Annotated in this window: 27 protein-coding genes, 4 pseudogenes and 1 other annotated feature; all 31 genes and pseudogenes read right to left on the reverse strand. The window is 40.3% G+C overall.

The window, feature by feature from the left end; genetic code table 11:
* Positions 1–15 precede the first annotated feature (15 nt).
* Positions 16–318 (reverse strand): annotated as a pseudogene (gene rplX, locus ACEWFJ_RS00745) (50S ribosomal protein L24); the annotation flags it as partial.
* A gap of 46 nt (positions 319–364) precedes the next feature.
* Positions 365–733 carry a 50S ribosomal protein L14 gene (gene rplN / locus ACEWFJ_RS00750; protein ID WP_035433708.1) on the reverse strand — a complete coding sequence of 123 codons (369 nt, stop codon included), beginning with the start codon at positions 731–733 and terminating at the stop codon, positions 365–367.
* A gap of 43 nt (positions 734–776) precedes the next feature.
* On the reverse strand, positions 777–1040 hold the full coding sequence (gene rpsQ, locus ACEWFJ_RS00755; RefSeq protein WP_011983253.1) for a 30S ribosomal protein S17: 264 nt from the start codon (positions 1038–1040) through the stop codon (positions 777–779).
* A gap of 20 nt (positions 1041–1060) precedes the next feature.
* Complete coding sequence (gene rpmC, locus ACEWFJ_RS00760) at positions 1061–1261, reverse strand: 50S ribosomal protein L29 (protein WP_000855718.1); 201 nt, start codon at positions 1259–1261, stop codon at positions 1061–1063.
* The gene (rplP, locus tag ACEWFJ_RS00765; protein ID WP_020062298.1) at positions 1251–1685 is read right to left on the reverse strand and encodes a 50S ribosomal protein L16; all 435 of its coding nucleotides are present in this window, start codon (positions 1683–1685) and stop codon (positions 1251–1253) included. The genes rpmC and rplP overlap by 11 nt, the downstream gene beginning before the upstream one ends.
* Position 1686: 1 nt before the next feature.
* Positions 1687–2345, reverse strand: a pseudogene (gene rpsC / locus ACEWFJ_RS00770) (30S ribosomal protein S3).
* Between the two features lie 3 nt (positions 2346–2348).
* A complete protein-coding gene (rplV, locus tag ACEWFJ_RS00775) occupies positions 2349–2690 on the reverse strand; it encodes a 50S ribosomal protein L22 (RefSeq protein ID WP_011983250.1) in 342 nt (113 codons plus the stop codon).
* 17 nt (positions 2691–2707) lie between these two features.
* A complete protein-coding gene (gene rpsS / locus ACEWFJ_RS00780; protein WP_154710858.1) occupies positions 2708–2986 on the reverse strand; it encodes a 30S ribosomal protein S19 in 279 nt (92 codons plus the stop codon).
* Between the two features lie 60 nt (positions 2987–3046).
* Complete coding sequence (gene rplB, locus ACEWFJ_RS00785; protein WP_098310002.1) at positions 3047–3877, reverse strand: 50S ribosomal protein L2; 831 nt, start codon at positions 3875–3877, stop codon at positions 3047–3049.
* A 28-nt stretch (positions 3878–3905) separates the two neighbouring features.
* A pseudogene (gene rplW, locus ACEWFJ_RS00790) lies at positions 3906–4195 on the reverse strand (50S ribosomal protein L23).
* Complete coding sequence (rplD, locus tag ACEWFJ_RS00795; RefSeq protein ID WP_154710857.1) at positions 4195–4818, reverse strand: 50S ribosomal protein L4; 624 nt, start codon at positions 4816–4818, stop codon at positions 4195–4197. Before rplD ends, rplW begins: the two are co-directional and overlap by 1 nt.
* A 26-nt stretch (positions 4819–4844) precedes the next feature.
* Positions 4845–5477 carry a 50S ribosomal protein L3 gene (gene rplC / locus ACEWFJ_RS00800; RefSeq protein ID WP_429717767.1) on the reverse strand — a complete coding sequence of 211 codons (633 nt, stop codon included), beginning with the start codon at positions 5475–5477 and terminating at the stop codon, positions 4845–4847.
* A 33-nt stretch (positions 5478–5510) separates the two neighbouring features.
* Positions 5511–5819 (reverse strand): 30S ribosomal protein S10, encoded by a 309-nt coding sequence (gene rpsJ, locus ACEWFJ_RS00805; protein WP_001040596.1) that lies wholly within the window; start codon positions 5817–5819, stop codon positions 5511–5513.
* A gap of 488 nt (positions 5820–6307) precedes the next feature.
* Positions 6308–7495, reverse strand: a complete 1188-nt coding sequence (tuf, locus tag ACEWFJ_RS00810; RefSeq protein WP_429709577.1) for an elongation factor Tu — start codon at positions 7493–7495, stop codon at positions 6308–6310.
* 117 nt (positions 7496–7612) lie between these two features.
* On the reverse strand, positions 7613–9694 hold the full coding sequence (gene fusA, locus ACEWFJ_RS00815) for an elongation factor G (RefSeq protein ID WP_473690067.1): 2082 nt from the start codon (positions 9692–9694) through the stop codon (positions 7613–7615).
* A gap of 208 nt (positions 9695–9902) precedes the next feature.
* Positions 9903–10373 (reverse strand): 30S ribosomal protein S7, encoded by a 471-nt coding sequence (rpsG, locus tag ACEWFJ_RS00820; RefSeq protein WP_035433720.1) that lies wholly within the window; start codon positions 10371–10373, stop codon positions 9903–9905.
* Positions 10374–10402: 29 nt separating this feature from the next.
* Positions 10403–10825, reverse strand: a complete 423-nt coding sequence (rpsL, locus tag ACEWFJ_RS00825) for a 30S ribosomal protein S12 (protein WP_098309996.1) — start codon at positions 10823–10825, stop codon at positions 10403–10405.
* A 352-nt stretch (positions 10826–11177) separates the two neighbouring features.
* A complete protein-coding gene (rpoC, locus tag ACEWFJ_RS00830; RefSeq protein ID WP_473690068.1) occupies positions 11178–14789 on the reverse strand; it encodes a DNA-directed RNA polymerase subunit beta' in 3612 nt (1203 codons plus the stop codon).
* A gap of 37 nt (positions 14790–14826) precedes the next feature.
* The gene (gene rpoB, locus ACEWFJ_RS00835) at positions 14827–18360 is read right to left on the reverse strand and encodes a DNA-directed RNA polymerase subunit beta (RefSeq protein WP_473690069.1); all 3534 of its coding nucleotides are present in this window, start codon (positions 18358–18360) and stop codon (positions 14827–14829) included.
* A 292-nt stretch (positions 18361–18652) separates the two neighbouring features.
* A complete protein-coding gene (locus ACEWFJ_RS00840; protein ID WP_473690070.1) occupies positions 18653–19252 on the reverse strand; it encodes a class I SAM-dependent methyltransferase in 600 nt (199 codons plus the stop codon).
* Positions 19253–19326: 74 nt separating this feature from the next.
* Positions 19327–19686, reverse strand: a complete 360-nt coding sequence (gene rplL / locus ACEWFJ_RS00845) for a 50S ribosomal protein L7/L12 (protein WP_098309992.1) — start codon at positions 19684–19686, stop codon at positions 19327–19329.
* 67 nt (positions 19687–19753) lie between these two features.
* The gene (gene rplJ, locus ACEWFJ_RS00850; RefSeq protein WP_286123100.1) at positions 19754–20254 is read right to left on the reverse strand and encodes a 50S ribosomal protein L10; all 501 of its coding nucleotides are present in this window, start codon (positions 20252–20254) and stop codon (positions 19754–19756) included.
* A 40-nt stretch (positions 20255–20294) separates the two neighbouring features.
* Positions 20295–20438: a sequence feature (ribosomal protein L10 leader region), on the reverse strand.
* 49 nt (positions 20439–20487) lie between these two features.
* A complete protein-coding gene (gene rplA, locus ACEWFJ_RS00855; protein WP_429717773.1) occupies positions 20488–21180 on the reverse strand; it encodes a 50S ribosomal protein L1 in 693 nt (230 codons plus the stop codon).
* 179 nt (positions 21181–21359) lie between these two features.
* Complete coding sequence (gene rplK / locus ACEWFJ_RS00860) at positions 21360–21785, reverse strand: 50S ribosomal protein L11 (RefSeq protein WP_001085872.1); 426 nt, start codon at positions 21783–21785, stop codon at positions 21360–21362.
* 169 nt (positions 21786–21954) lie between these two features.
* Complete coding sequence (gene nusG, locus ACEWFJ_RS00865) at positions 21955–22488, reverse strand: transcription termination/antitermination protein NusG (RefSeq protein ID WP_154710847.1); 534 nt, start codon at positions 22486–22488, stop codon at positions 21955–21957.
* A 126-nt stretch (positions 22489–22614) separates the two neighbouring features.
* Positions 22615–22794, reverse strand: a complete 180-nt coding sequence (secE, locus tag ACEWFJ_RS00870) for a preprotein translocase subunit SecE (RefSeq protein WP_098309988.1) — start codon at positions 22792–22794, stop codon at positions 22615–22617.
* Between the two features lie 32 nt (positions 22795–22826).
* Positions 22827–22973 carry a 50S ribosomal protein L33 gene (gene rpmG, locus ACEWFJ_RS00875; protein WP_429717774.1) on the reverse strand — a complete coding sequence of 49 codons (147 nt, stop codon included), beginning with the start codon at positions 22971–22973 and terminating at the stop codon, positions 22827–22829.
* Between the two features lie 173 nt (positions 22974–23146).
* Positions 23147–23821 (reverse strand): RNA polymerase factor sigma-70, encoded by a 675-nt coding sequence (locus ACEWFJ_RS00880; protein ID WP_473690071.1) that lies wholly within the window; start codon positions 23819–23821, stop codon positions 23147–23149.
* A gap of 67 nt (positions 23822–23888) precedes the next feature.
* On the reverse strand, positions 23889–24401 hold the full coding sequence (locus ACEWFJ_RS00885; protein ID WP_098309986.1) for an NYN domain-containing protein: 513 nt from the start codon (positions 24399–24401) through the stop codon (positions 23889–23891).
* 2 nt (positions 24402–24403) lie between these two features.
* Positions 24404–25146, reverse strand: a pseudogene (gene rlmB / locus ACEWFJ_RS00890) (23S rRNA (guanosine(2251)-2'-O)-methyltransferase RlmB).
* Positions 25147–25148: 2 nt separating this feature from the next.
* On the reverse strand, positions 25149–25550 hold the full coding sequence (locus ACEWFJ_RS00895; RefSeq protein ID WP_429717779.1) for a Mini-ribonuclease 3: 402 nt from the start codon (positions 25548–25550) through the stop codon (positions 25149–25151).

A 25550-nucleotide genomic window follows, 5' to 3' on the forward strand; every position in this document is an offset into this window, starting at 1 on the left:
CCTTTCATATAGAACTTATTTATCTAATAATTCACCAGATTTTTTTGCAAAACGAATTTTTTTACCATCTTCCACTTTGTAACCTACGCGAGTAGGTACACCTGTTTTAGGATCTAATGGCATAACATTAGATACGTGGATAGGTGCCTCTTTCGTGATAATTCCACCTTGTGGATTTAACTGAGATGGCTTAGAGTGCTTCTTAACGATGTTAACACCCTCAACGATAACACGGTTTTCTTTTGGGAAAGCTGCAAGGATAACGCCTTGTTTTCCTTTGTCTTTACCACTGATTACCTGTACTTTATCACCTTTTTTACATGCATCTTACTTCTGCACCTCCTTAGCAAGGCAAGACCTTAAATTATAGAACTTCTGGAGCTAAAGAAACGATCTTCATGAAGTTGTTATCACGTAATTCACGAGCTACTGGTCCGAAGATACGAGTACCACGTGGGCTCTTATCGTCTTTAATGATAACCGCTGCGTTTTCATCAAATTTGATATAAGAACCGTCTGGACGACGAGCACCGCTCTTCGTACGTACTACTACCGCTTTAACAACGTCACCTTTTTTAACAACGCCACCTGGTGTTGCTTGTTTTACCGTAGCAACGATAATATCACCGATGTTTGCGTATTTACGACCAGAGCCGCCTAATACTTTAATTGTTAAAAGTTCACGTGCGCCAGAGTTGTCAGCTACTTTCAAACGAGATTCTTGTTGGATCATGTTATGAAACCTCCCTTCGGACTTAAAATTCCGATTCGTCTATTTAGATAATAACCGCTTCTTCAACGATTTCAACTAAACGGAAACGCTTAGTAGCAGAAAGCGGGCGAGTTTCCATGATTTTTACGATATCGCCAACTTTTGCTTGGTTTTGCTCATCATGCGCTTTGTACTTCTTAGAATACTTAACGCGCTTTCCGTACAAGGAATGAGTTTTGTAAGTTTCAACTAAAACTGTAATCGTTTTGTCCATTTTGTCAGAAACAACACGACCAGTATAAACTTTGCGTTGGTTACGTTCGCTCACTTTGCAAACCTCCCCTCAATTTATCGATTAATTCCGATCTCTCTTTCACGAACTACAGTTTTCATACGAGCAATCGCTTTACGCACTTCACGGATGCGTGTTGGATTCTCTAATTGTCCTGTAGCAAGCTGGAAGCGAAGATTGAACAACTCTTCCTTTAAAGCTTTAACTTTTGTTTCGATTTCGGCAGTGGTTAATTCACGAATATCATTAGTTTTCATTAGATTCACCACCATTTTCTTCACGTTTTACGAATTTACATTTCACTGGTAATTTGTGAGCTGCAAGACGTAATGCTTCGCGTGCTACCTCTTCAGATACACCCGCAATTTCAAACATAACCTTTCCAGGTTTTACTACTGCTACCCAACCTTCTGGAGCCCCTTTACCGGAACCCATACGTACTTCTAGAGGTTTAGCAGTGTAAGGTTTAGAAGGGAAAATTTTAATCCAAACTTTACCGCCACGTTTCATATAACGAGTCATTGCACGACGAGCTGCTTCGATTTGACGGTTTGTAATCCAAGAAGCCTCTTGAGATTGTAAACCAAACTCACCAAAATGTACTTCAGCGCCACCTTTTGCACGACCACGCATTTTACCACGATGTTCTCTACGATATTTTACGCGTTTAGGCATTAACATATTATTTTCCTCCTTCCTCAGAAGCTTTCTTTTTGTAGGAAGGACTTCTCCACGGTAGATCCATACTTTTACACCTAATTTACCGTACGTTGTATCAGCTTCAGCTGTTGCATAGTCAATATCAGCGCGAAGTGTATGAAGTGGAACAGTTCCTTCACTGTAAGATTCTGCACGAGCGATATCAGCTCCGCCAAGACGACCAGAAACCTGTGTTTTAATACCTTTAGCTCCTGCACGCATAGCACGTTGAATTGCTTGCTTCTGTGCACGACGGAAAGATACACGGTTTTCTAATTGGCGAGCGATGTTTTCGCCTACTAATTTAGCGTCAAGATCAGCTCTCTTAACTTCTAAAATGTTGATGTGTACACGTTTACCTGTTAACTGGTTAAGAGCTTTACGAAGTGCTTCAACTTCTGTACCACCTTTACCAATTACCATACCAGGTTTTGCAGTGTGAATTGTAACATTTACACGATTTGCTGCACGCTCGATTTCTACTTTAGAAACAGCAGAATCTTTTAAGCGAACGTTGATGTACTCACGAATTTTGATGTCTTCATGTAAGAATGTAGCATAATCTTTTTCAGCGTACCAACGAGATTCCCAATCGCGAATGATACCGACACGAAGACCAACTGGACTAACCTTTTGACCCATCGATTATCCCTCCTTCTTTTCTGATACCACAACTGTGATGTGGCTTGTGCGTTTGTTAATTTGGCTTGCACGACCCATTGCACGTGGACGGAAACGTTTTAACGTTGGACCTTCGTCAACGAAAACTTTTTCAACAACTAGGTTGTTTACGTCCATTTCATAGTTATGTTCTGCATTTGCAATTGCAGATTTCAAAACTTTTTCTACAACTGGAGAAGCAGTTTTTGGCGTGTGGTTAAGGATAGCAATCGCTTCACCCACTTGCTTACCTCGGATTAAGTCTACTACTAAACGAACTTTACGAGGAGCAATACGAACTGTTCTCGCTACTGCTTTAGCTTGCATTGAAGTGCCTCCTCTCATTATCTTCTAGTTTTCTTATCGTCAGCATCATGACCTTTGTACGTACGAGTTGGTGCGAACTCACCTAACTTGTGGCCAACCATATCCTCAGTTACGTATACAGGAACGTGTTTACGACCATCATATACAGCGATTGTATGACCAATAAACTGTGGGAAGATCGTTGAACGACGAGACCAAGTTTTTACAACTTGTTTTTGCTCAGTTTCATTTAACTTTGCAATTTTGTTAATTAAATGATCATCAACAAATGGTCCTTTTTTCAAGCTACGAGCCATTTTGGTGCCTCCCTTCGTGATTGCCGTACGGCTCTAGAAATGAACCGTACTACAACCCCATTATTTTTTACGACGACGAACGATGAATTTGTCAGACGCTTTATTTTTCTTACGAGTTTTGAATCCAAGAGTTGGTTTACCCCATGGAGACATTGGAGACTTACGTCCGATTGGTGAGCGACCTTCACCACCACCGTGTGGGTGATCAACTGGGTTCATTACAGAACCACGAACAGTTGGGCGCTTGCCTAACCAGCGAGAACGACCCGCTTTACCAATTTTAATAAGTTCATGGTGCTCATTACCTACTTGACCTACTGTAGCGCGGCAAGTAGCTAGAACTAAGCGTACTTCACCAGAAGTTAAACGTACAAGTACGTATTTACCTTCTTTACCAAGTACTTGAGCAGATGTACCAGCAGAACGAACTAATTGTCCACCACGGCCTGGTTTAAGCTCGATGTTATGAACAACTGTACCTACTGGAATGTTGATTAATGGTAATGCGTTACCGATTTTAATGTCCGCTTCTGGGCCAGACATGATTTCCATACCTACTTCTAAGTTTTTAGGAGCAAGGATGTAACGTTTTTCACCGTCAACGTAGTTAATTAATGCGATATTCGCAGAGCGGTTCGGATCGTATTCGATCGTAGCAACGCGTCCAGGAATTCCATCTTTGTTACGTTTGAAGTCGATGATACGATATTGACGCTTGTGTCCGCCACCTTGGTGACGTACAGTGATTTTACCTTGGTTATTACGTCCAGCCTTTTTACTTAAAGGCGCAAGTAATGATTTTTCCGGTCTATCAGTCGTGATTTCAGCGAAATCATTCGTAGTCATGTTACGACGACCGTTAGTAGTTGGATTATACTTTTTGATTGCCATCTGATTTTCCCTCCTTCTTTAGTAAGGATTAAACTCCTTGGAAGATCTCGATTTCTTTGCTGTCAGCAGTAAGCTTAACGATTGCCTTACGACGACGGTTAGTAAAACCAGCGTGACGACCAACACGTTTTGCTTTTGGCTTGTAGTTCATGATATTTACTTTATCAACTTCAACACCAAAGATAGCTTCTACAGCATCTTTAACTTCCGTTTTATTAGCTTTAACGTCCACATCGAACGTGTATTTTTTTCAGCCATCATTTCCATAGAACGTTCAGTGACAACTGGGCGCTTAATGATATCACGAGGATCCTTCATTATGCAAGCACCTCCTCTACTTTTTCCACTGCCGCTTTTGTCATGATTAGCTTATCATGATGAAGCACGTCTAAAACGTTTACGCCATCAGCAGTGATTACTGTTACTCCAGGAATATTGCGAGCAGATAACTCAACTGCTTCGTTTACATCAGCAGTTACGATAAGAGCTTTCTTCTCAACAGTTAATCCTTTAAGAACTGCTACCATGTCTTTTGTTTTTGGTGCATTTAACACTAAGTCTTCAAGAACTACGATGTTGTTCTCAACTACTTTAGTAGCTAATGCAGATTTAATAGCTAAGCGACGAACTTTTTTAGGTAGTTTGTATGCATAGCTTCTTGGTGTAGGTCCGAATACCGTACCACCACCACGCCATTGAGGAGAGCGGATAGAACCTTGACGAGCACGTCCAGTTCCTTTTTGACGCCATGGTTTACGACCTCCACCGCGCACTTCAGAGCGAGTTTTTACTTTGTGTGTACCTTGACGTAAAGATGCACGTTGCATCATTACTGCTTCAAAAAGTACAGCTTCATTTGGTTCGATACCGAAAACAGTTTCAGCTAATTGGATTTCACCAACTTCAGAACCAGTTTGGTTAAATAACTTTACTTTTGGCATTGGGGTTCCTCCTTTCTTATAGAGAATTATTTACTAACCTTAACAGCACTACGAACAACTACAAGAGATTTCTTAGCGCCAGGAACGTTGCCTTTTACTAACAGTAAGTTGCGTTCTACGTCAACTTGAACGATTTCTAAGTTTTGAATAGTAACTTGGTCTCCACCCATACGTCCAGCAAGTTTTTTGCCTTTGAATACACGGTTCGGAGCAACAGGGCCCATTGAACCAGGACGACGATGATAACGAGATCCGTGAGACATAGGTCCGCGAGATTGTCCGTGGCGTTTAATAGCACCTTGGAAACCTTTACCTTTAGAAATACCTGTTACGTCTACAGTTTCACCTGCAGCGAAAACTTCTACTTTTACCTCTTGACCAACTTCTTGTCCTTCCACGTCTGCATCGCGAAGTTCGCGAATGAAGCGCTTAGGAGCAGTAGTTGCTTTAGCAACGTGACCTTGTTCAGGTTTGTTAGCTAATTTTTCGCGCTTGTCATCAAAACCTAACTGAATTGCATTGTAGCCATCAGTTTCAACAGTTTTCTTTTGAAGAACAACGTTTGGAGTTGCTTCGATAACAGTTACAGGAATTAGCTCGCCGTTTTCAGCAAATACTTGAGTCATACCGATCTTTTTTCCTAAGATTCCTTTGGTCATGAGTTACACCTCCTACATTTTAACTTATATAAATTATAGTTTGATTTCGATATCTACACCAGATGGTAAGTCTAAGCGCATTAAAGAGTCTACTGTTTGTGGAGTAGGGCTCACGATGTCGATTAGACGTTTGTGCGTGCGCATTTCGAATTGCTCACGAGAATCTTTGTATTTATGAACCGCACGAAGAATCGTGTAAACAGTTTTTTCAGTTGGTAATGGGATTGGACCAGAAACTGTCGCCCCAGAACGCTTAGCTGTTTCTACAATTTTCTCAGCTGACTGATCAAGAATACGGTGATCGTAAGCTTTTAAACGAATACGAATTTTTTCTTTTGCCATTATTTTCCCTCCTTCGTTCGCCTATTTTAAAAATAGACATTCTCCATGGAAATTTCCACACACTCGCCATGGCAAAGCGGCCGGGTGTGTCAGCAACCTTCCACTTCATCGCAGTCAAAGACCAACATTGTCTATTATACAATGTTATTCGTCTAGATGCAAGCATCTTTTTCTTTGCATCTGCTTTTCTCTACTTTTGCTATTATACATGGCACTTTAAAGAATTTCAAGTTTTCATCTGTTGTAATTATTTTTACAGTTTTTGGTTGAAGGGTTTTGTAGTTTATATACTATAGAAGAAACTCGTCAAAACTTAAAAATAGATCTTTATCTATTATAAACTGAAACTTCCATCAGTAGATTTTCTTCCTCTGCCCGTCTTCCTCACTTCTCTCTCAATTTTGAGGTGAGGGCTTATTACTCACAAATAGCCGGATAAATAAAAAAACCCAAGGGAAAATCCCTTGGGTCTCATATATCAGTTAAGATTACTCAACGATAGTTGCAACTACGCCGTAACCTACTGTACGTCCACCTTCACGAATAGAGAACTTAGTTCCTTCTTCGATCGCGATTGGAGCAATAAGCTCGATAGTCATTTCAATGTTATCGCCAGGCATTACCATTTCAGTACCTTCTGGTAATTGGATGATACCAGTTACGTCAGTTGTACGGAAATAGAATTGTGGGCGGTAGTTAGCGAAGAATGGAGTGTGACGTCCACCTTCTTCTTTAGATAAAACGAAAACTTCAGCTTTGAATTTAGCGTGAGCTTTTACAGAGCCAGTTTTAGCAAGAACTTGTCCACGTTGGATGTCTTCACGAGCAACCCCACGAAGTAAAGCACCGATGTTGTCTCCAGCTTGAGCTTGGTCAAGAAGCTTACGGAACATTTCTACACCAGTTACAGTTGTAGATTTGTTTTCTTCAGCAAAACCGATGATTTCTACTACGTCACCAACTTTAACTACACCGCGCTCTACACGACCTGTAGCAACTGTACCACGACCTGTGATAGAGAATACGTCCTCAACAGGCATTAAGAAAGCTTTTTCAGTGTCACGTTCTGGAGTTGGGATGTAAGCATCAACTTCGTTCATTAATTCAATGATTTTTGTTTCCCACTCAGCATCTCCTTGAAGAGCTTTAAGAGCAGAACCTTTAATTACAGGGATATCATCGCCTGGGAAGTCGTATTCAGATAATAGATCGCGAACTTCCATTTCTACTAATTCTAATAACTCTTCGTCGTCAACCATGTCGCATTTGTTTAAGAATACAACGATGTAAGGAACACCTACTTGACGAGAAAGAAGGATGTGCTCACGAGTTTGAGGCATTGGGCCATCAGCAGCAGATACTACTAAGATACCACCGTCCATTTGAGCAGCACCAGTGATCATGTTTTTAACATAGTCAGCGTGACCTGGGCAGTCAACGTGTGCATAGTGACGAGTTTCAGTTTCGTACTCAACGTGTGCAGTTGAGATTGTGATACCGCGCTCTCTTTCTTCTGGAGCAGCATCGATTTGGTCGTAACCTTTCGCTTCAGCACCACCAGCTTTTGCAAGAACTGTAGTGATAGCAGCAGTTAATGTAGTTTTACCATGGTCAACGTGGCCGATTGTACCAATGTTAACATGTGGTTTAGAACGTTCGAATTTAGCTTTTCCCATTCTAAATTCCTCCTTGGTTATATAGATTATTTTATATTCAGACTAGAAAGTAAGGGGCCTAAGCCCCGCTGCTTTCTAAGCTTACATAAGTAGTTATACTTGAACAATCGATAAAAATCAATTATTCACCTTTATTTTTTTAATAATTTCTTCTGAAACAGACTTCGGTACTTCTTCATAATGATCAAATGTCATTGAGAATGTTCCGCGTCCTTGCGTGTTAGAACGTAATGACGTTGCATAACCGAACATTTCAGAAAGTGGAACCATAGCGCGAACAACTTGTGCGTTACCGCGAGCTTCCATACCTTCTACACGTCCACGGCGAGATGTTACGTCACCCATAATGTCACCCATGTACTCTTCAGGAATTACAACTTCAACTTTCATCATTGGCTCAAGAATTACTGGGCTACATTTAGAAACCGCAGCTTTAAGAGCCATAGATGCAGCGATTTTGAACGCCATCTCAGAGGAGTCAACATCATGGTAAGATCCGTCAACTAATGCAGCTTTAATGTCTACTAGAGGATATCCTGCAAGTACACCATTTTTAAGTGCATCTTCAAGACCTGCTCCTACAGCTGGGATGTATTCACGTGGAACTACACCACCGACGATCTTGTTTTGGAACTCGAATCCTTTACCTTCTTCGTTAGGTTCAAACTCAATCCAAACGTGACCGAATTGTCCACGACCACCAGATTGACGAGCGAACTTACCTTCAACTTTCGCAGCAGCGCGGAAAGTCTCACGGTATGCTACCTGAGGAGCACCAACGTTTGCTTCCACTTTGAATTCACGGCGCATACGGTCAACGATGATATCAAGGTGAAGTTCACCCATACCAGCGATGATTGTTTGGCCAGTTTCTTGGTCAGTGTGAGCACGGAATGTTGGATCTTCTTCAGAAAGCTTAGATAATGCTGTACCCATTTTATCTTGGTCAGCTTTAGATTTTGGTTCGATAGCTACAGAGATAACCGGCTCTGGGAATTCCATAGACTCAAGGATAACAAGGCTCTTCTCGTCACAAAGAGTATCACCAGTTGTAGTATCTTTTAACCCTACAGCAGCAGCGATGTCACCAGCATAAACTGTTGAAATCTCTTCACGGCTGTTTGCGTGCATTTGTAGGATACGACCTACACGCTCACGCTTACCTTTAGTTGAGTTTTTCACGTATGATCCAGAGTTTAACACACCAGAGTACACACGGAAGAATGTTAACTTACCAACATAAGGGTCAGTCATGATTTTGAATGCTAATGCCGCGAAAGGCTCTTCATCGCTAGAATGACGTTCTACTTCTTCTTCTGTATCCGGAAGAGTACCTTTAATAGCAGGTACGTCTAATGGAGATGGTAGGTAGTCGATAACTGCATCTAACAGAATTTGAACACCTTTATTTTTGAATGCAGAACCACAGATTACTGGGAAGAATTCTACAGAAGTTGTAGCCTTACGGATACCAGCTTTAAGCTCTTCTACAGTGATTTCTTCACCTTCTAGGTACTTCATCATCATTTCTTCATCAAGCTCTGCTACCGCTTCAATAAGTTTTCCGCGGTATTCATCAGCTAATTCTTTATGTTCTGCAGGAATTTCAATACGTTCGATATCTGTTCCTAAGTCGTTTGCATACATGTATGCACACTCTTCTACTAGGTCGATAATTCCCGTAAACTCATCCTCAGCACCGATTGGTAACTGAATTGGATGTGCGTTTGCTTGTAAACGGTCATGAATTGTTCCTACAGAGTATAAGAAGTCTGCACCGATCTTGTCCATTTTGTTAACGAACACGATACGTGGTACACCGTAAGTAGTAGCTTGACGCCAAACAGTTTCTGTTTGTGGTTCTACACCAGATTGCGCGTCAAGTACCGCTACCGCGCCATCAAGTACGCGTAAAGAACGTTCTACTTCTACAGTGAAATCTACGTGTCCTGGAGTGTCAATGATGTTTACACGATGACCTTTCCATTGAGCTGTAGTTGCCGCAGAAGTAATTGTGATACCACGCTCTTGCTCTTGCTCCATCCAGTCCATCTGAGATGCACCTTCGTGAGTTTCACCGATTTTGTGAATACGTCCTGTATAATACAAGATACGCTCAGTTGCTGTTGTTTTACCAGCATCGATGTGAGCCATGATACCAATATTACGAGTGTTTTTTAAGGAGAACTCTCTTGTCATTTGGTGTCTTTCTCCTTCCTAATATGGATTGGATTTTTTTATTTTAAGTAGCAAAAAAGCCACTTTATTTTGTTACATATGTCAGTATGTCTAGTACCCTCATTATGTAAAACGAGCGCCCATTGAAAGGGAGAGGAATTCTCCCTCTCCACACTTCCATAAGCGACAAATAAAGCGGTTTATGCTTATAGTTATTTTTCGTTGAATCCTACCAACGGTAATGAGCAAATGCTTTGTTAGCTTCTGCCATTTTGTGAGTGTCTTCACGTTTCTTAACAGATGCACCACTGTTGTTAGCTGCATCTAAGATTTCGTAAGCTAGACGCTCTTCCATAGTTTTTTCACCACGAAGACGAGCGTAGTTTACTAACCAGCGAAGACCTAAAGTTGTACGGCGTTCTGGACGAACCTCAACTGGAACTTGGTAGTTAGCACCACCAACACGACGAGCGCGTACTTCAAGAACAGGCATGATGTTCTTAAGAGCTTGCTCGAATACTTCCATTGGTTCGTTACCAGTACGTTCACGAACGATATCGAACGCATTATAAAGAATTGTTTGAGATTTACCTTTTTTACCGTCAACCATCATTTTGTTGATTAGGCGTGTTACAAGTTTAGAATTGTACATTGGATCTGGTAACACGTCACGTTTCGCAACAGGTCCTTTACGAGGCATATTGAGTTCCTCCTTTCAGTTCAGTTTTATTATTTCTTAGCAGCTTTTGGTCTCTTAGTACCATATTTAGAACGTCCTTGCATACGTTTGTCAACACCAGCTGTGTCAAGCGCACCACGAACGATGTGGTAACGTACTCCTGGTAAGTCTTTTACACGACCACCGCGAATTAATACTACGCTGTGTTCTTGTAGGTTATGACCGATACCTGGGATGTAAGCAGTAACCTCGATACCATTTGTTAAACGTACACGAGCGTATTTACGTAACGCTGAGTTCGGTTTCTTTGGAGTCATTGTACCAACACGAGTACATACACCACGTTTTTGAGGTGCAGAGATATCAGTTGCTTTTTTCTTTAAAGAGTTGAAACCTTTGTTTAACGCAGGTGATTTAGATTTCCATACTTTATCAGTACGTCCATTTCTCACTAATTGGTTAATAGTAGGCATTAATTTATCCTCCCTTCGCATGTTTGTATGACCACATATCCAGGTGGTTCATTATTAGTTGAAAACAAAGTTTTTGCAAGGGAGAGCAAATGCTCTCTCCTCACAAAAACAGTTTTAACTTGTTATTCCTATCGCTGAAGCTCCTACCGCATCTCATTCATTTTCATGTTGAGATTCAGTTGTTAAAAAGTACGTTATGTTGCATCGCAAAAGCTACTGCAACGTTCTAACTGTACCGTGTTGAATTACATTCAACGTTTATTTAGGAGCAACCTTGCTTATATTAACATTTCGCATTGCATAATGTCAACTAGGATTATCTGTTTTTATACAAAATTTACGACGGAAAATTTTAGTTTTCTACGTAAACCTCGTCATTTTCTACATTTATTTCTTCTTTTGCTGTTTTTACAAGATCTACTCTGCGGTAATGATTCATACCTGTACCAGCCGGAACAAGTTTACCGATAATAACATTTTCTTTCAGACCAAGAAGTTCATCGCGCTTACCTTTAATTGCCGCATCAGTTAACACACGAGTTGTTTCCTGGAATGATGCTGCAGATAAGAATGAATCTGTTTCAAGTGAAGCCTTTGTAATACCAAGAAGGATTGGACGTGCTGTTGCTGGTTGTTTACCTTTAAGCAACACTTTCGCATTTGCATCTGTGAACTGATGAATATCCAGTAATGTTCCTGGCAATACATCTGTTTCACCAGCATCGATTACACGAACTTTGCGAAGCATTTGACGAACCATTACTTCAACGTGTTTATCACCAATTTCTACCCCTTGCATACGGTATACTTTTTGCACTTCACGAAGCAGGTATTCTTGGACTGCTGTAATATCTGTTACTTTCAGTAATTCTTTCGGATCGATAGAACCTTCTGTAAGTTCTTTACCGTGTTCAATACGGTGTCCTGGAGCTACTTTTAGACGAGCGCCATAAGGAATTACATACGTACGAGCTTCTACATCACCTTGTACAACAACTTCTTGGCGATCTTTCACATCGTTAACCGCTGCAACAACACCATCGATTTCACTGATAACCGCTTGACCTTTCGGATTACGCGCTTCGAAAATCTCTTGAATACGTGGTAAACCTTGTGTGATATCGTCTCCAGCAACCCCACCGGTATGGAATGTACGCATCGTTAACTGTGTACCTGGCTCACCGATAGATTGAGCTGCGATAATACCAACCGCTTCGCCCACTTCTACATCTGTGCCAGTAGCTAAGTTACGACCGTAACATTTCTTACATACGCCGTGGCGTGTGTTACATGTAAATGCAGAACGGATGTACAACTGTTCAACGCCTGCTTTTTCAATGATATGAGCAATATCTTCTGTAATTAATTCATTTTCACTAACTAACACTTCGCCTGTTTCTGGATGCTTCAAAGTTTTTCTTGCGAAACGTCCTACAAGACGATCGTATAAGGACTCGATAATTTCGTTTCCTTCTTTAATTGCACCGATTAATAAGCCGCGGTCTGTTCCACAATCGTCTTCACGAACGATAACATCTTGTGCAACGTCAACAAGACGACGAGTTAAGTAACCAGAGTCCGCAGTCTTAAGTGCTGTATCGGCAAGACCTTTACGCGCACCGTGTGTAGAGATGAAGTACTCGAGTACCGTTAAACCTTCGCGGAAACTTGATTTGATTGGAAGTTCGATAATACGACCAGATGGGTTAGCCATCAAACCACGCATACCAGCAAGCTGAGTAAAGTTCGATGCGTTACCACGGGCACCAGAGTCACTCATCATGAAGATCGGGTTGCGCTTATCTAAGGTTTTCATCAGTTTTCCTTGGATAACATCTTTTGCATTACTCCAAATAGAGATAACACGATCATAACGTTCTTCCTCTGTAATTAAACCGCGACGGAATTGCTTAATTACTGTATCTACTTTTGCTTGCGCTTCATGCAAGATTTCTTCTTTTTCACCTAATACAAGGATATCCGCCACACCAACTGTAATACCCGCTTTTGTAGAGTATTTAAATCCTAGATTTTTCATGCGGTCAAGCATGCGAGATGTTTCAGTAATTTTGAAACGTTTAAATACTTCAGCAATGATATTACCAAGAATTTTCTTGCTAAATGGTGCCACTTCTTCGCGACTAGCAATAATTTCTCTTACGTTAGCGCCTTTTTCAACAAAGTATTCCACTGGAGTTTCTTTCTCCAAGTTTGTTTTTGTTGGTTCGTTAATGTAAGGGAAAGATTTCGGTAAGATTTCATTGAATATTAACTTACCAACTGTTGTTAACAACAGCTTGCTGTTTTGCTCTTCTGTAAACGTTTCGTTGTTTACAGAACTTGCTGCAACAGCAACACGAGTATGCAAGTGTACATATCCGTTTTGGTATGCAATTATTGCTTCGTTCGTATCTTTGAAAATCATACCTTCACCAATTGCATCTGCACGTTCAAGCGTTAGGTAGTAGTTACCTAATACCATATCCTGAGATGGTGTAACAACTGGTTTTCCGTCTTTCGGGTTCAAGATATTTTGCGCAGCTAACATAAGAAGACGAGCTTCTGCTTGTGCTTCTGATGATAACGGAACGTGAACCGCCATTTGGTCACCGTCAAAGTCCGCATTGTATGCAGTACATACAAGTGGATGAAGACGAATTGCACGACCTTCTACTAATGTAGGTTCAAACGCTTGAATACCAAGACGGTGAAGCGTTGGAGCACGGTTTAAAAGTACAGGGTGTTCTTTAATTACAGACTCTAAAACATCCCAAACTTCAGGGTGTACTCGCTCGATTTTACGTTTAGCACTCTTAATGTTGTGTGCTAATCCTTTTCCTACTAACTCTTTCATTACAAAAGGTTTGAACAATTCAAGCGCCATTTCTTTTGGCAGACCGCATTGGTACATTTTTAAGTTCGGCCCTACAACGATAACGGAACGACCAGAGTAGTCAACACGTTTACCTAATAAGTTTTGACGGAAGCGTCCTTGCTTACCTTTTAACATATGAGAAAGAGATTTTAATGGACGGTTACCAGGTCCAGTAACTGGACGGCCGCGACGACCATTATCGATTAAAGCATCTACCGCTTCTTGTAACATACGCTTTTCGTTTTGGACGATGATGCTTGGCGCACCTAAGTCTAATAAACGTTTTAGGCGGTTGTTACGGTTAATAACACGACGGTATAAGTCGTTTAAATCAGAAGTTGCAAAACGTCCACCATCTAACTGTACCATTGGGCGAAGTTCTGGTGGGATAACTGGAAGAACATCTAGAATCATCCAAGATGGTTCGTTTCCAGAGTTACGGAATGCTTCTAATACTTCTAGACGTTTAATAGCACGCGTACGACGTTGTCCTTGTGCTGTTTTTAACTCTTCTTTTAAGAAGTCTACTTCTTTATCTAAATCGATATCTTGTAATAACTTCTTAATCGCCTCTGCGCCCATAGAAGCTTGGAAAGAGTTTCCGTATCTGTCGCGATACGCACGGTATTCCTTCTCCGAAAGAAGTTGCTTCTTATCAAGCGGTGTATCACCGCTTTCTGTTACCACATAAGAAGCGAAATAAATTACTTCTTCAAGCGCGCGAGGGGACATGTCTAAGACAAGTCCCATGCGGCTTGGGATACCTTTGAAATACCAAATATGAGATACAGGAGCAGCTAATTCGATATGACCCATACGTTCACGACGAACTTTCGCACGCGTTACTTCAACGCCGCATCGATCACAAACTACACCTTTATAACGGACACGTTTATATTTACCACAATGACATTCCCAGTCTTTTGTTGGACCGAAAATACGCTCACAGAACAAACCGTCTTTCTCTGGTTTCAATGTACGATAGTTAATCGTCTCGGGTTTTTTTACTTCCCCATATGACCAAGAGCGAATTTTGTCTGGTGATGCAAGTCCAATCTTCATATATTCAAAGTTGTTTACATCTATCAAGGGGCCTACCTCCCTTTTAGTCTACAGGTTATCCCAATTATTCCTTCGTTGTCTCAACTTCAACATTTAATTTATCTGCAGATTGATGATCATCATCGTCATCAGTAGAACGCATTTCAATTTCAGTGTCGTCGCTAGACATCATCTTAACATCCATACCTAAGCTTTGTAATTCCTTAATCAATACTTTGAATGATTCAGGAACACCTGGTTCTGGAACGTTTTCGCCTTTTACAATCGATTCGTACGTTTTCACACGACCAACAACATCATCCGACTTAACTGTTAAGATTTCTTGAAGAGTATAAGCAGCACCGTAAGCTTCAAGTGCCCAAACCTCCATCTCACCGAAACGTTGTCCACCGAACTGTGCTTTACCTCCAAGAGGTTGTTGCGTTACAAGTGAGTATGGTCCAGTAGAACGAGCATGAAGTTTATCATCAACCATGTGTGCAAGTTTAATCATATACATGACACCAACAGATACACGGTTGTCGAATGGTTCACCAGTACGTCCATCGTATAGAATTGTCTTTGCATCACGTGCCATACCAGCTTCTTCGATTGTTCCCCATACATCTTCCTCGCGAGCGCCATCGAATACTGGTGTTGCAACGTGGATACCAAGATATCTTGCTGCCATACCAAGATGAAGCTCTAACACCTGACCGATATTCATACGAGATGGTACCCCTAATGGGTTTAACATGATATCGATTGGTGTGCCATCTGGTAAATAAGGCATATCTTCTTCCGGTAAAATACGGGAGATAACACCTTTATTACCGTGACGACCGGCCATCTTGTCACCTTCAGAAATTTTACGTTTTTGAACGATATATGCACGTACAAGTTGATTCACACCTGGTGGTAATTCATCACCATCTTCACGGTTGAATACTTTTACGTCTAAGATAATACCGCCGCCACCGTGTGGTACACGTAGTGATGTATCACGTACTTCACGAGCTTTTTCACCGAAGATTGCATGTAATAGACGCTCTTCTGCTGTTAATTCCGTTACACCTTTTGGCGTTACTTTACCAACAAGAAGGTCTCCGTCTTTTACTTCTGCACCGATGCGGATAATACCGCGCTCATCAAGGTTGCGAAGTGCATCTTCCCCTACGTTTGGAATGTCTCGTGTAATTTCTTCTGGTCCTAGCTTCGTATCACGAGCTTCAGATTCATATTCTTCAATATGAATAGAAGTATACACATCATCTTTTACAAGGCGCTCACTCATAATGATCGCATCCTCGTAGTTATAACCATCCCATGTCATAAAGCCAACAAGTACGTTACGACCAAGTGCAAGTTCACCTTTTTCCATAGAAGGACCGTCTGCAAGAATCTCACCTTTTACAACTTCATCGCCAACACTTACGATTGGGCGTTGGTTGTAACAAGTTCCTTGGTTAGAACGGATGAATTTTAACATTTTATAGCGATCTAAATCACCTTTTACTTTTTGGCCGTCTACTTCGATGTAACGACGTACCCAAACTTCGCGAGCTTCTACGCGTTCAACGATACCAGGATGTTTACAGATTACCGCAGCACCTGAGTCTTTCGCTGATACGTACTCCATACCAGTACCTACAATTGGAGATTCTGGGTTCATAAGTGGAACCGCTTGACGTTGCATGTTCGCACCCATTAGCGCACGGTTCGAGTCATCGTTTTCTAAGAACGGAATACAAGCTGTCGCAGCAGACACAACCTGTTTCGGAGAGATATCCATGTAGTCAATACGTTCGCGTTTTACTACAACGTTCTCATCGCGGAAACGCGCTACAACATCTTCATCAAGGAAATCTCCATCTTCAGATAAACGTGCGTTTGCTTGGGCAACAACATAGTTATCTTGTTCATCAGCTGTTAAATAATCTACACGTGTTGTTACACGTCCAGTTTCTGGATCAACACGACGGTATGGTGTTTCAATGAAGCCAAATTCATTTACTTTCGCAAATGAAGATAAAGAGTTAATCAAACCGATGTTTGGTCCCTCTGGCGTTTCAATTGGACACATACGACCATAGTGAGAGTAGTGAACGTCACGCACTTCAAAGCCAGCGCGCTCACGCGTTAAACCACCAGGTCCTAATGCAGATAGTCTTCGTTTATGCGTTAACTCTGCTAATGGGTTTGTTTGATCCATAAACTGAGATAACTGCGAGCTTCCGAAGAACTCTTTAATAGATGCAATAACCGGGCGAATGTTAATTAACGCTTGTGGTGTAATTGCATTTGTATCTTGAATCGACATTCTCTCACGAACAACACGCTCCATACGAGAAAGACCAATACGGAATTGGTTTTGTAACAATTCACCTACAGAACGTAGACGACGGTTTCCTAAATGGTCAATATCGTCTGTGCCTCCTACTTTGTATAGAAGGTTAAAGAAATAGCTAATAGATGCAATAATATCGCCTGGTGTAATATGTTTTACTTCGCGATCAATGTTCGCGTTACCAATGATATTGATAGAACGCTCTCCATCTGCATCTGGAGCATAAATTTTAATAGATTGTAATTCAACATTGCCTTCTACCACTCCACCTAACGGCTTCGCTGTTTTAAAGCCAACGTTCTTTTCTAAGTAAGGTAAAATGCGATCTAATGTACGACGATCTAAGATTGTTCCTTCTGCCGCTAAAATTTCACCTGTTTCAGGATCCACTAAAGTTTCAGCTAAACGTTGGTTAAACAATCTGTTTTTAATGTGTAATTTCTTATTAATTTTGTAGCGACCTACATTTGCTAGATCATAACGTTTTGGATCGAAGAAGCGAGAAACAAGCAAGCTCTTCGCATTTTCTACTGTTGGTGGTTCACCTGGACGTAGACGCTCATAAATTTCAAGCAACGCTTTTTCTGTGCTATCCGTGTTATCTTTTTCTAGCGTATTGCTTAAGTACTCGTTATCACCTATAAGCTCGGTGATTTCTTGATCAGAGCCAAACCCTAATGCGCGTAACAAAACAGTTACAGGTAGTTTGCGCGTACGGTCGATACGCACATAAACAACATCCTTAGCATCTGTTTCATACTCCAACCAAGCTCCGCGGTTTGGAATTACAGTAGCAGTAAATCCGCGTTTTCCATTTTTGTCCACCTTGCCGCTGTAGTATACACTTGGTGAACGAACTAACTGAGAAACAATAACGCGTTCTGCACCGTTAATTACGAATGTTCCTGTCTCTGTCATGAGTGGGAAATCTCCCATGAACACATCTTGTTCTTTCACTTCACCAGTTTCTTTATTGATTAGACGCACTTTTACACGAAGTGGTGCTGCATACGTCACATCACGCTCTTTACATTCTTCTACAGAATATTTCGGTTCGCCTAAACTGTAGTCGATAAACTCAAGCGATAGATTTCCCGTAAAGTCTTCAATCGGAGAAATGTCTTGGAACATTTCTCGCAAACCCTCATCAAGAAACCACTGATAAGAAGAGGTTTGAATTTCGATAAGATTTGGTAATTCTAATACCTCACTAATACGGGCATAACTTCTTCGTTGGCGGTGTCGTCCGTATTGAACTAGTTGACCTGTCAACTGCTTCACCCCTCAAATCAAGAGTATTATAATAAATGCACAAAAATGTGCAAAATCACAACTAAATACGACTAACGCAAATTACGTAGCCTTTTTTCTCTAAAAAGATAGATACGTTGAGTATTTCTACCTGCTCAAAAAAGAAAAATGGCTTCTAAAAGAAAACCATCATTCTGTTTCATAATCTGCTGATTTTACTATCTTTTCCAAGAAAAGCAAAAATATACATTGTTCTCAACGCAGAAAATCATATATTGGCATTTTATAATGTTAACACAACCAAAAATAACCGTCAACGTTTTTTTGATTTTATGATATAATACCCTTTTTTCTTTTCTGCGACTTCCACAAAATCGAACACTTCTTCTAATTTTTTCATCGCAGATGGTGCACCTTGTTTTTTCTGAATCACAATCCAAAGCTCGCCGCCTGGTACAAGATACTCCACTGCTTTTTCTAGAATTTCATGCACGACTTGTTTCCCTGCACGAATTGGCGGATTAGATAAAATAGCAGCGTATTGACCTTTTACATTTTCATATACACTACTTTGATAAATCTGGATATTTTCAATTCGGTTATTAGCGGCATTTTCTTTCGCAAGCCCAAGTGCCCTTTCATTCACATCCACCATGTGAACCACACGCTCTTGGAACCCCTTCGCTAGAGATAAACCAATCGGGCCATATCCACACCCAACATCTAATACATCACCTTGGGCATTTGGCATCTGAAACGCTTCAATTAAAAGACGAGAACCGAAGTCCACTTCGTTTTTCGAAAACACCCCACGGTCTGATAAGAAAACAAAACGCGATCCTCTCAATGTATATTCCCATTGTTTACGATCACTTTTACTAGAGGGGTCGTTAGAAAAATAATGGTCTGCCATATGGCCACCTCTTTTCTTTACGGTTAAAAAAAGCTCGCTTGAGAGCGAGCTTTTTCAAAAGCCTCAAAAGTTAATTACTTAACTTCTACAGCAGCGCCAACTTCTTCAAGTTTAGCTTTGATTTCTTCAGCTTCTTCTTTAGAAACGCCTTCTTTAACTGCTTTTGGAGTGTTGTCAACTACTTCTTTAGCTTCTTTTAAGCCAAGACCAGTGATTTCACGAACAACTTTGATAACTTTGATTTTTTGTGCGCCTGCGTTAGCAAGTACAACATCAAATTCAGTTTGCTCAGCAGCAGCTTCACCAGCGCCACCAGCTACAGCTACAGGAGCAGCAGCAGTTACGCCGAATTCTTCCTCGATAGCTTTTACTAAGTCGTTAAGTTCTAATACAGTCATAGATTTAACTGCTTCAATGATTTGTTCTTTAGTCATTGTAAATATCCTCCCTTAAATAGGTTTGTATTGTTTTATCGATAACACGTAATTATCTTTTAAAAAATTAAGCGCCTTGCTCTTCTTTTTGATCTGCAACTGCTTTAGTAGCGATTGCAAGACCGCGCATTGGAGCTTGAAGAACGCTAAGAAGCATAGAAAGTAAGCCTTCACGTGATGGAAGAGTAGCGATAGCTTTAACCTCATCAAGTGATACAAGTTTACCTTCGATTACGCCTGCTTTAATTTCTAAAGCTTCATGATCTTTAGCGAAGTCGTTTAATACTTTCGCAGGAGCAATTACATCCTCGTTACTGAACGCGATTGCGTTTGGTCCTGTTAAGAATTCGTTTAACTCAGCCATTTCAGCAGATTCTGCAGCACGACGAGTTAAAGAGTTTTTGTAAACTTTGAACTCAACGCCAGCTTCACGTAAGTTTTTACGTAATTCAGTTGCTTCAGATACTGTTAAACCACGGTAGTCAACAACGATTGTAGATTTACTATCGCGAAGTTTTTCAGCGATTTCAGTTACAACTTGTTGTTTAGATTCGATTGCTTTGCTCATGTTATTACACCTCCTGTAGATTATATAGAAGATGTACCGAAAGTGCACTAAAAAACCTCCATGCCCAATTGTAGACATGGAGGCATATAGTCACAGAAAAAAATTCCGTTTCGTATATTCACACCTAGGTAGGAAATTAAGCCGCATTGGCGCCTACTGTCTACGGTACACTATTTAAATTCACAACATAAATGATTATATTAAAACTTCTTCACGAAGTCAACTTCCAAATTTTACGCGATAGTAGAAACTTCAACGCGTACGCCAGGTCCCATTGTAGAAGCAACTGTTACGTTCTTCATGTAAGTACCTTTTGCAGCAGCTGGCTTAGCTTTTAGAAGAGCATCAGCAACTGTCTCTAAGTTTTCAACTAATTTTGCATCTTCGAAAGATACTTTACCGATTGGCACATGAATGTTACCAGCTTTATCAACGCGGTATTCTACTTTACCAGCTTTGATTTCGTTAACTGCTTTTGTTACGTCGAAAGTAACTGTTCCAGTTTTAGGGTTTGGCATTAAACCTTTAGGTCCTAATACACGACCAAGTTTACCAACTTCACCCATCATATCAGGAGTTGCTACTACTACGTCAAAGCCAAACCAACCTTGTTGGATTTTGCTGATGTAGTCTGTATCACCTACGAAGTCAGCTCCAGCAGCTTCAGCTTCTTTTAGTTTTTCGCCTTTAGCGAATACTAATACACGTTGTACTTTACCAGTACCGTGTGGAAGAACAACTGCACCACGAATTTGTTGGTCAGCTTTCTTAGGGTCAACACCTAAACGAAATGCAGCTTCTACAGTTGCATCAAATTTAGCTGTGTTTGTTTTCTTTACTAATTCTACTGCCTCTGTTGCAGAGTAAGCAGTTGTACGATCAACAAGCTTCGCAGCTTCTACGTACTTTTTACCTCTTTTAGCCATTTTTATTTCCTCCTCAATGTGGTTTTAGCGGAATAACCTCCCACGTTTACGCCTTCTTTTCGATGTAATCGAGGATGTGCGCCCATCCTTTTATTTTAAAAATGACACTCATTTACGATAATAAAGGTTGCGAATTGGAATTCCAGACCCGCAACCTCTTTTACAAAAAACAAATCGAATTAGTCTTCGATAACAATGCCCATACTGCGTGCAGTACCTTCAACCATACGCATTGCAGCTTCTACGCTAGCAGCGTTTAGGTCAGGCATTTTAGTTTCAGCGATTTCGCGAACCTTATCACGCTTAACAGTTGCCACTTTATTACGATTTGGTTCACCAGAACCAGACTCAATACCAGCTACTTTCTTAAGAAGAACAGCAGCAGGAGGAGTTTTAGTAATGAAAGTGAATGAACGGTCTTCAAATACTGTAATTTCAACAGGAATGATTAGACCAGCTTGATCTGCTGTACGAGCGTTGAACTCTTTACAGAAGCCCATGATGTTAACACCCGCTTGTCCTAATGCTGGACCAACTGGTGGAGCTGGGTTAGCTTTACCTGCAGGAATTTGAAGTTTTACCATTTTAATTACCTTTTTAGCCACGAGACACACCTCCTTAAGTCCGTGATGTGGTCAATTGGGCAGTGATTTGCCCTCCCACTTCATATTTTATCTTTAGCGATAAAATCTTTTTCAAAAAACGTCTCCGTTTCCGAAGACGTACTGACTTAAAAGATATTATCACTTTTTACAATTCATTTCAAGTTTCATTTTATAATTTTTCAATTTGGTGGAAATCTAGCTCAACTGAAGTTTCGCGACCAAACATATCAACAAGTACTGTTACTCTTTGTTTTTCTAGGTCAATTTCATTAATAGCACCTGTGTAATTCGCAAATGGGCCTTCGTTCACACGTACAGTCTCATGAAGTTCAAAGTCAAAGTCAACTACTTCATTTTCCATTCCCATGTGTTTTAAGATTGTAACTACTTCTTCTTCTAATAACGGAGATGGCTTCGAACCCGATCCAGAAGATCCAACAAATCCTGTTACACCCGGTGTATTGCGAACAACATACCAAGAATCATCTGTCATGATGATTTCTACCAACACGTAGCCAGGAAATACTTTCCTCTTTGTTATTTTTTCTTTTCCGTTTTTCATTTCTACTTCTGTTTCCTCCGGAACAATAACACGGAAAATTTTATCTTGCATAGCCATTGTTTCTACGCGTTTCTCTAGGTTTGTTTTTACTTTATTTTCATATCCAGAATAAGTATGGACAACATACCAACGTTTTTCCATTAATTTAGGACGACCGTCCTTCCCTCCCTGACGTACATTTTTTTGTGCAAATGAAAAAACCCGTTCACCGGGCTTTTACACAGTTCATATAAATAACATTAACATTATATCATGTATTAGCGCTTCTTATTCAAGAATTAAACGAATTAAAGAAGAAATCCCCATATCCACTACCGCAAAGAAAATTGCACAGAAAGCAACTGTTGCAATTACAGTAAGTGTCGAACGGATTAATTCATCTTTTTTCGGCCAGCTTACTTTTTTCATTTCGCGACCTACGTCGCCAAAAAAGTTCGTCAAACGCATTTCCGGGACCTCCAGTGCATAATTACAATTATTTATTTTGTTTCCTTATGAATCATGTGCGCATTACACATTTTGCAAAATTTCTTTATCTCAAGACGCTCTACTGAGCTTGTATCTTTCATTGTGGAATAGTTTCGATTATTGCACTTTTCACATGCGAGTACAACCTTTTTTCTCATCTGTTACACCAGCCTTGTAACATTATTTCTTTAAAAATGTATCATACAATAAAAGGCAATGTCAATGACACTCCCCGCCTTACTGTAAAAAGAGAAGGAGAGGAAAAAAAACCTCTCTTTTATATTTCTCTATTAACCTAATACATTTTTAAAAAACCAACTATTTAAACATCTTAACGTTTGAGTGAAGGTGAGTGAACAGTTGCCGTTTCTCTCATTTCCATATAACGCTCAAGCTTCCTTTTCACTCGTTGCAGAGCATTATCAATGGATTTTACATGGCGATTCAATTGCTCTGAAATCTCTTGATACGATCTTCCATCTAAATATAAAGAAAGCACCTTTCTTTCTAAATCGCTTAATAATTCAGATATTTTTAATTCTATATCAACATACTCTTCCTGACTAATAATCATTTCTTCAGGATCTGTCACCTTCGCTTCAGATATAACATCTAACAGAGTTCGATCAGATTCTTCATCATAAATTGGTTTATCTAAAGAAACATATGAATTTAAAGGGATATGTTTTTGTCTTGTCGCTGTTTTAATCGCGGTGATAATTTGACGTGTAATACACAATTCCGCAAAAGCTTTAAAGGAAGACAGCTTGTCCTCTTTATAGTCACGAATCGCTTTAAATAATCCAATCATACCTTCTTGAATAATATCTTCACGATCAGCGCCAACCAAAAAGTAAGATCTTGATTTTGCACGAACAAAATTTTTGTACTTATGAATTAAATACTCCAGTGCATCAATATTACCTTGTCGTACTAATTCAACTATCTCTTCATCCTCTAAATCACTAAATGTAACATTGTTGCCGCTTACGAAGTCTGTTTCCAATCTGATCCCTCCGACCGCTAATTATTTAGCAATATTATACAGTAATCACTTGAAGAGCGTCAATGCTTCAACGCCCTCCTCGTCTTAATTTTTCTAATTTTTCTGTAACCTCTTCACTAAATATCGTCCGCATTGCCGGTTGTTCTTCTTTCGTTTTCTTCGTTTCATGACGTACTCTTCGTTCCATCGCCTGAACTTCTATCTCTAACTCACGCGCCGATTTACGCAGAGCACCCTGCCCAAAAATGGCCCACTGCTCTGTGTAATCAGACGTCGCAACATAAATACGTGTATTAATATTGCGCAGCTCAATTGCGAGCTGCTCAATTTTTTCATCGGCCGTTTGGTTTTTCCTTGTAAAGATTACATCTACAGACGCTTGTTTCATCTTCTTTTCAATTCCATAAACAGAATATGCATCAAAAACAATCATTACTTTCGTGCCTGTATACCCTTGATAATCTGCCATTTTATCAATAAGCGAGTCTCGCGAAGCTTGTAAGTCTACATCCCGTAGTTTTTTCAAGTCTGCCCAAGCCCCGATAATATTGTAACCGTCAACGATTAAAATATCATTCATTTTTATTCACCGATTGGGTGACGTTTCCGATACACTTCATACATTAACAAGCTAGCAGCAACTGAAGCATTTAAGGATGTAACCTTACCAGCCATCGGTAAATGAATCAAGAAGTCACATTTCTCACCAATAAGACGGCTCATACCTTTCCCCTCACTACCAATCACTAAACCAATTGGCATCTTTCCATCTAAATTACGGTAGTCATCTTTCCCTTTTGCATCTGTGCCTGCAATCCAAAGCCCGCGCTCTTTTAATTCATCAATCGTTCTCGATAAATTTGTAACACGAGCTACTGGAACATACTCAATCGCTCCTGTCGAAGCCTTTGCAACCGCCGCTGTTAAACCAACCGCCCTGCGCTTTGGAATAATAATACCATGGGCTCCTACTGCATCTGCCGTACGCATAATAGAGCCTAAGTTGTGCGGATCTTCAATCTCATCAAGAATTAAGAAAAATGGATCTTCATTTCGCTTAGCTGCCAACGCAAATAAATCCTCTAAGTCCGCATATTCATATGCTGCCACTTGTGCGACTACACCTTGATGATTCCCTCTACAAGTTGATCTAATTTTTTCTTCGGTGAATTCTGCACTAAAATTTTGTTTTCTTTCGCTAATGCTAGTACAATTTGCACTTGTCCTTTCGCAGCACCTTCTGCAATCCAAATCTTATTAATATCACGACCTGCTCTTAATGCTTCAATTACAGGGTTACGTCCAATAATATATTCACTGTTCACGCTCACGCGCCTCCTTCCTTATCCTCTAATACACGAATTGCTTCAAATACAATCTCTTCTATTCGTGTCTGATCATTTAATAAATAATGATATCCAATCAGCGCCTCAAAAGCAGTACTATATCGATATGTTTGTACATCTGTATTTTTCGGAATAGAACCTGATTTTGCATTGCGTCCTCTTCTTAATACAGCTTCCTCTTCTTCAGTAAGAAATGCTGCCTCTAGTAAATGATGAACAACTTTCGCTTGCGCTTTTGCAGAAACAAAGCTTGTCCCCAAACGATGTAATTGATGTGGACGAACTGTTCCTTTTTGAAGCAGGTGATAGCGGATATATTGTTCATACACCGCATCACCCATATATGCTAACGCTAAGCTATTTAATTGCTTTGCATCAATCAT

This window comes from Bacillus sp. EA-CB0995 (assembly GCF_055814245.1).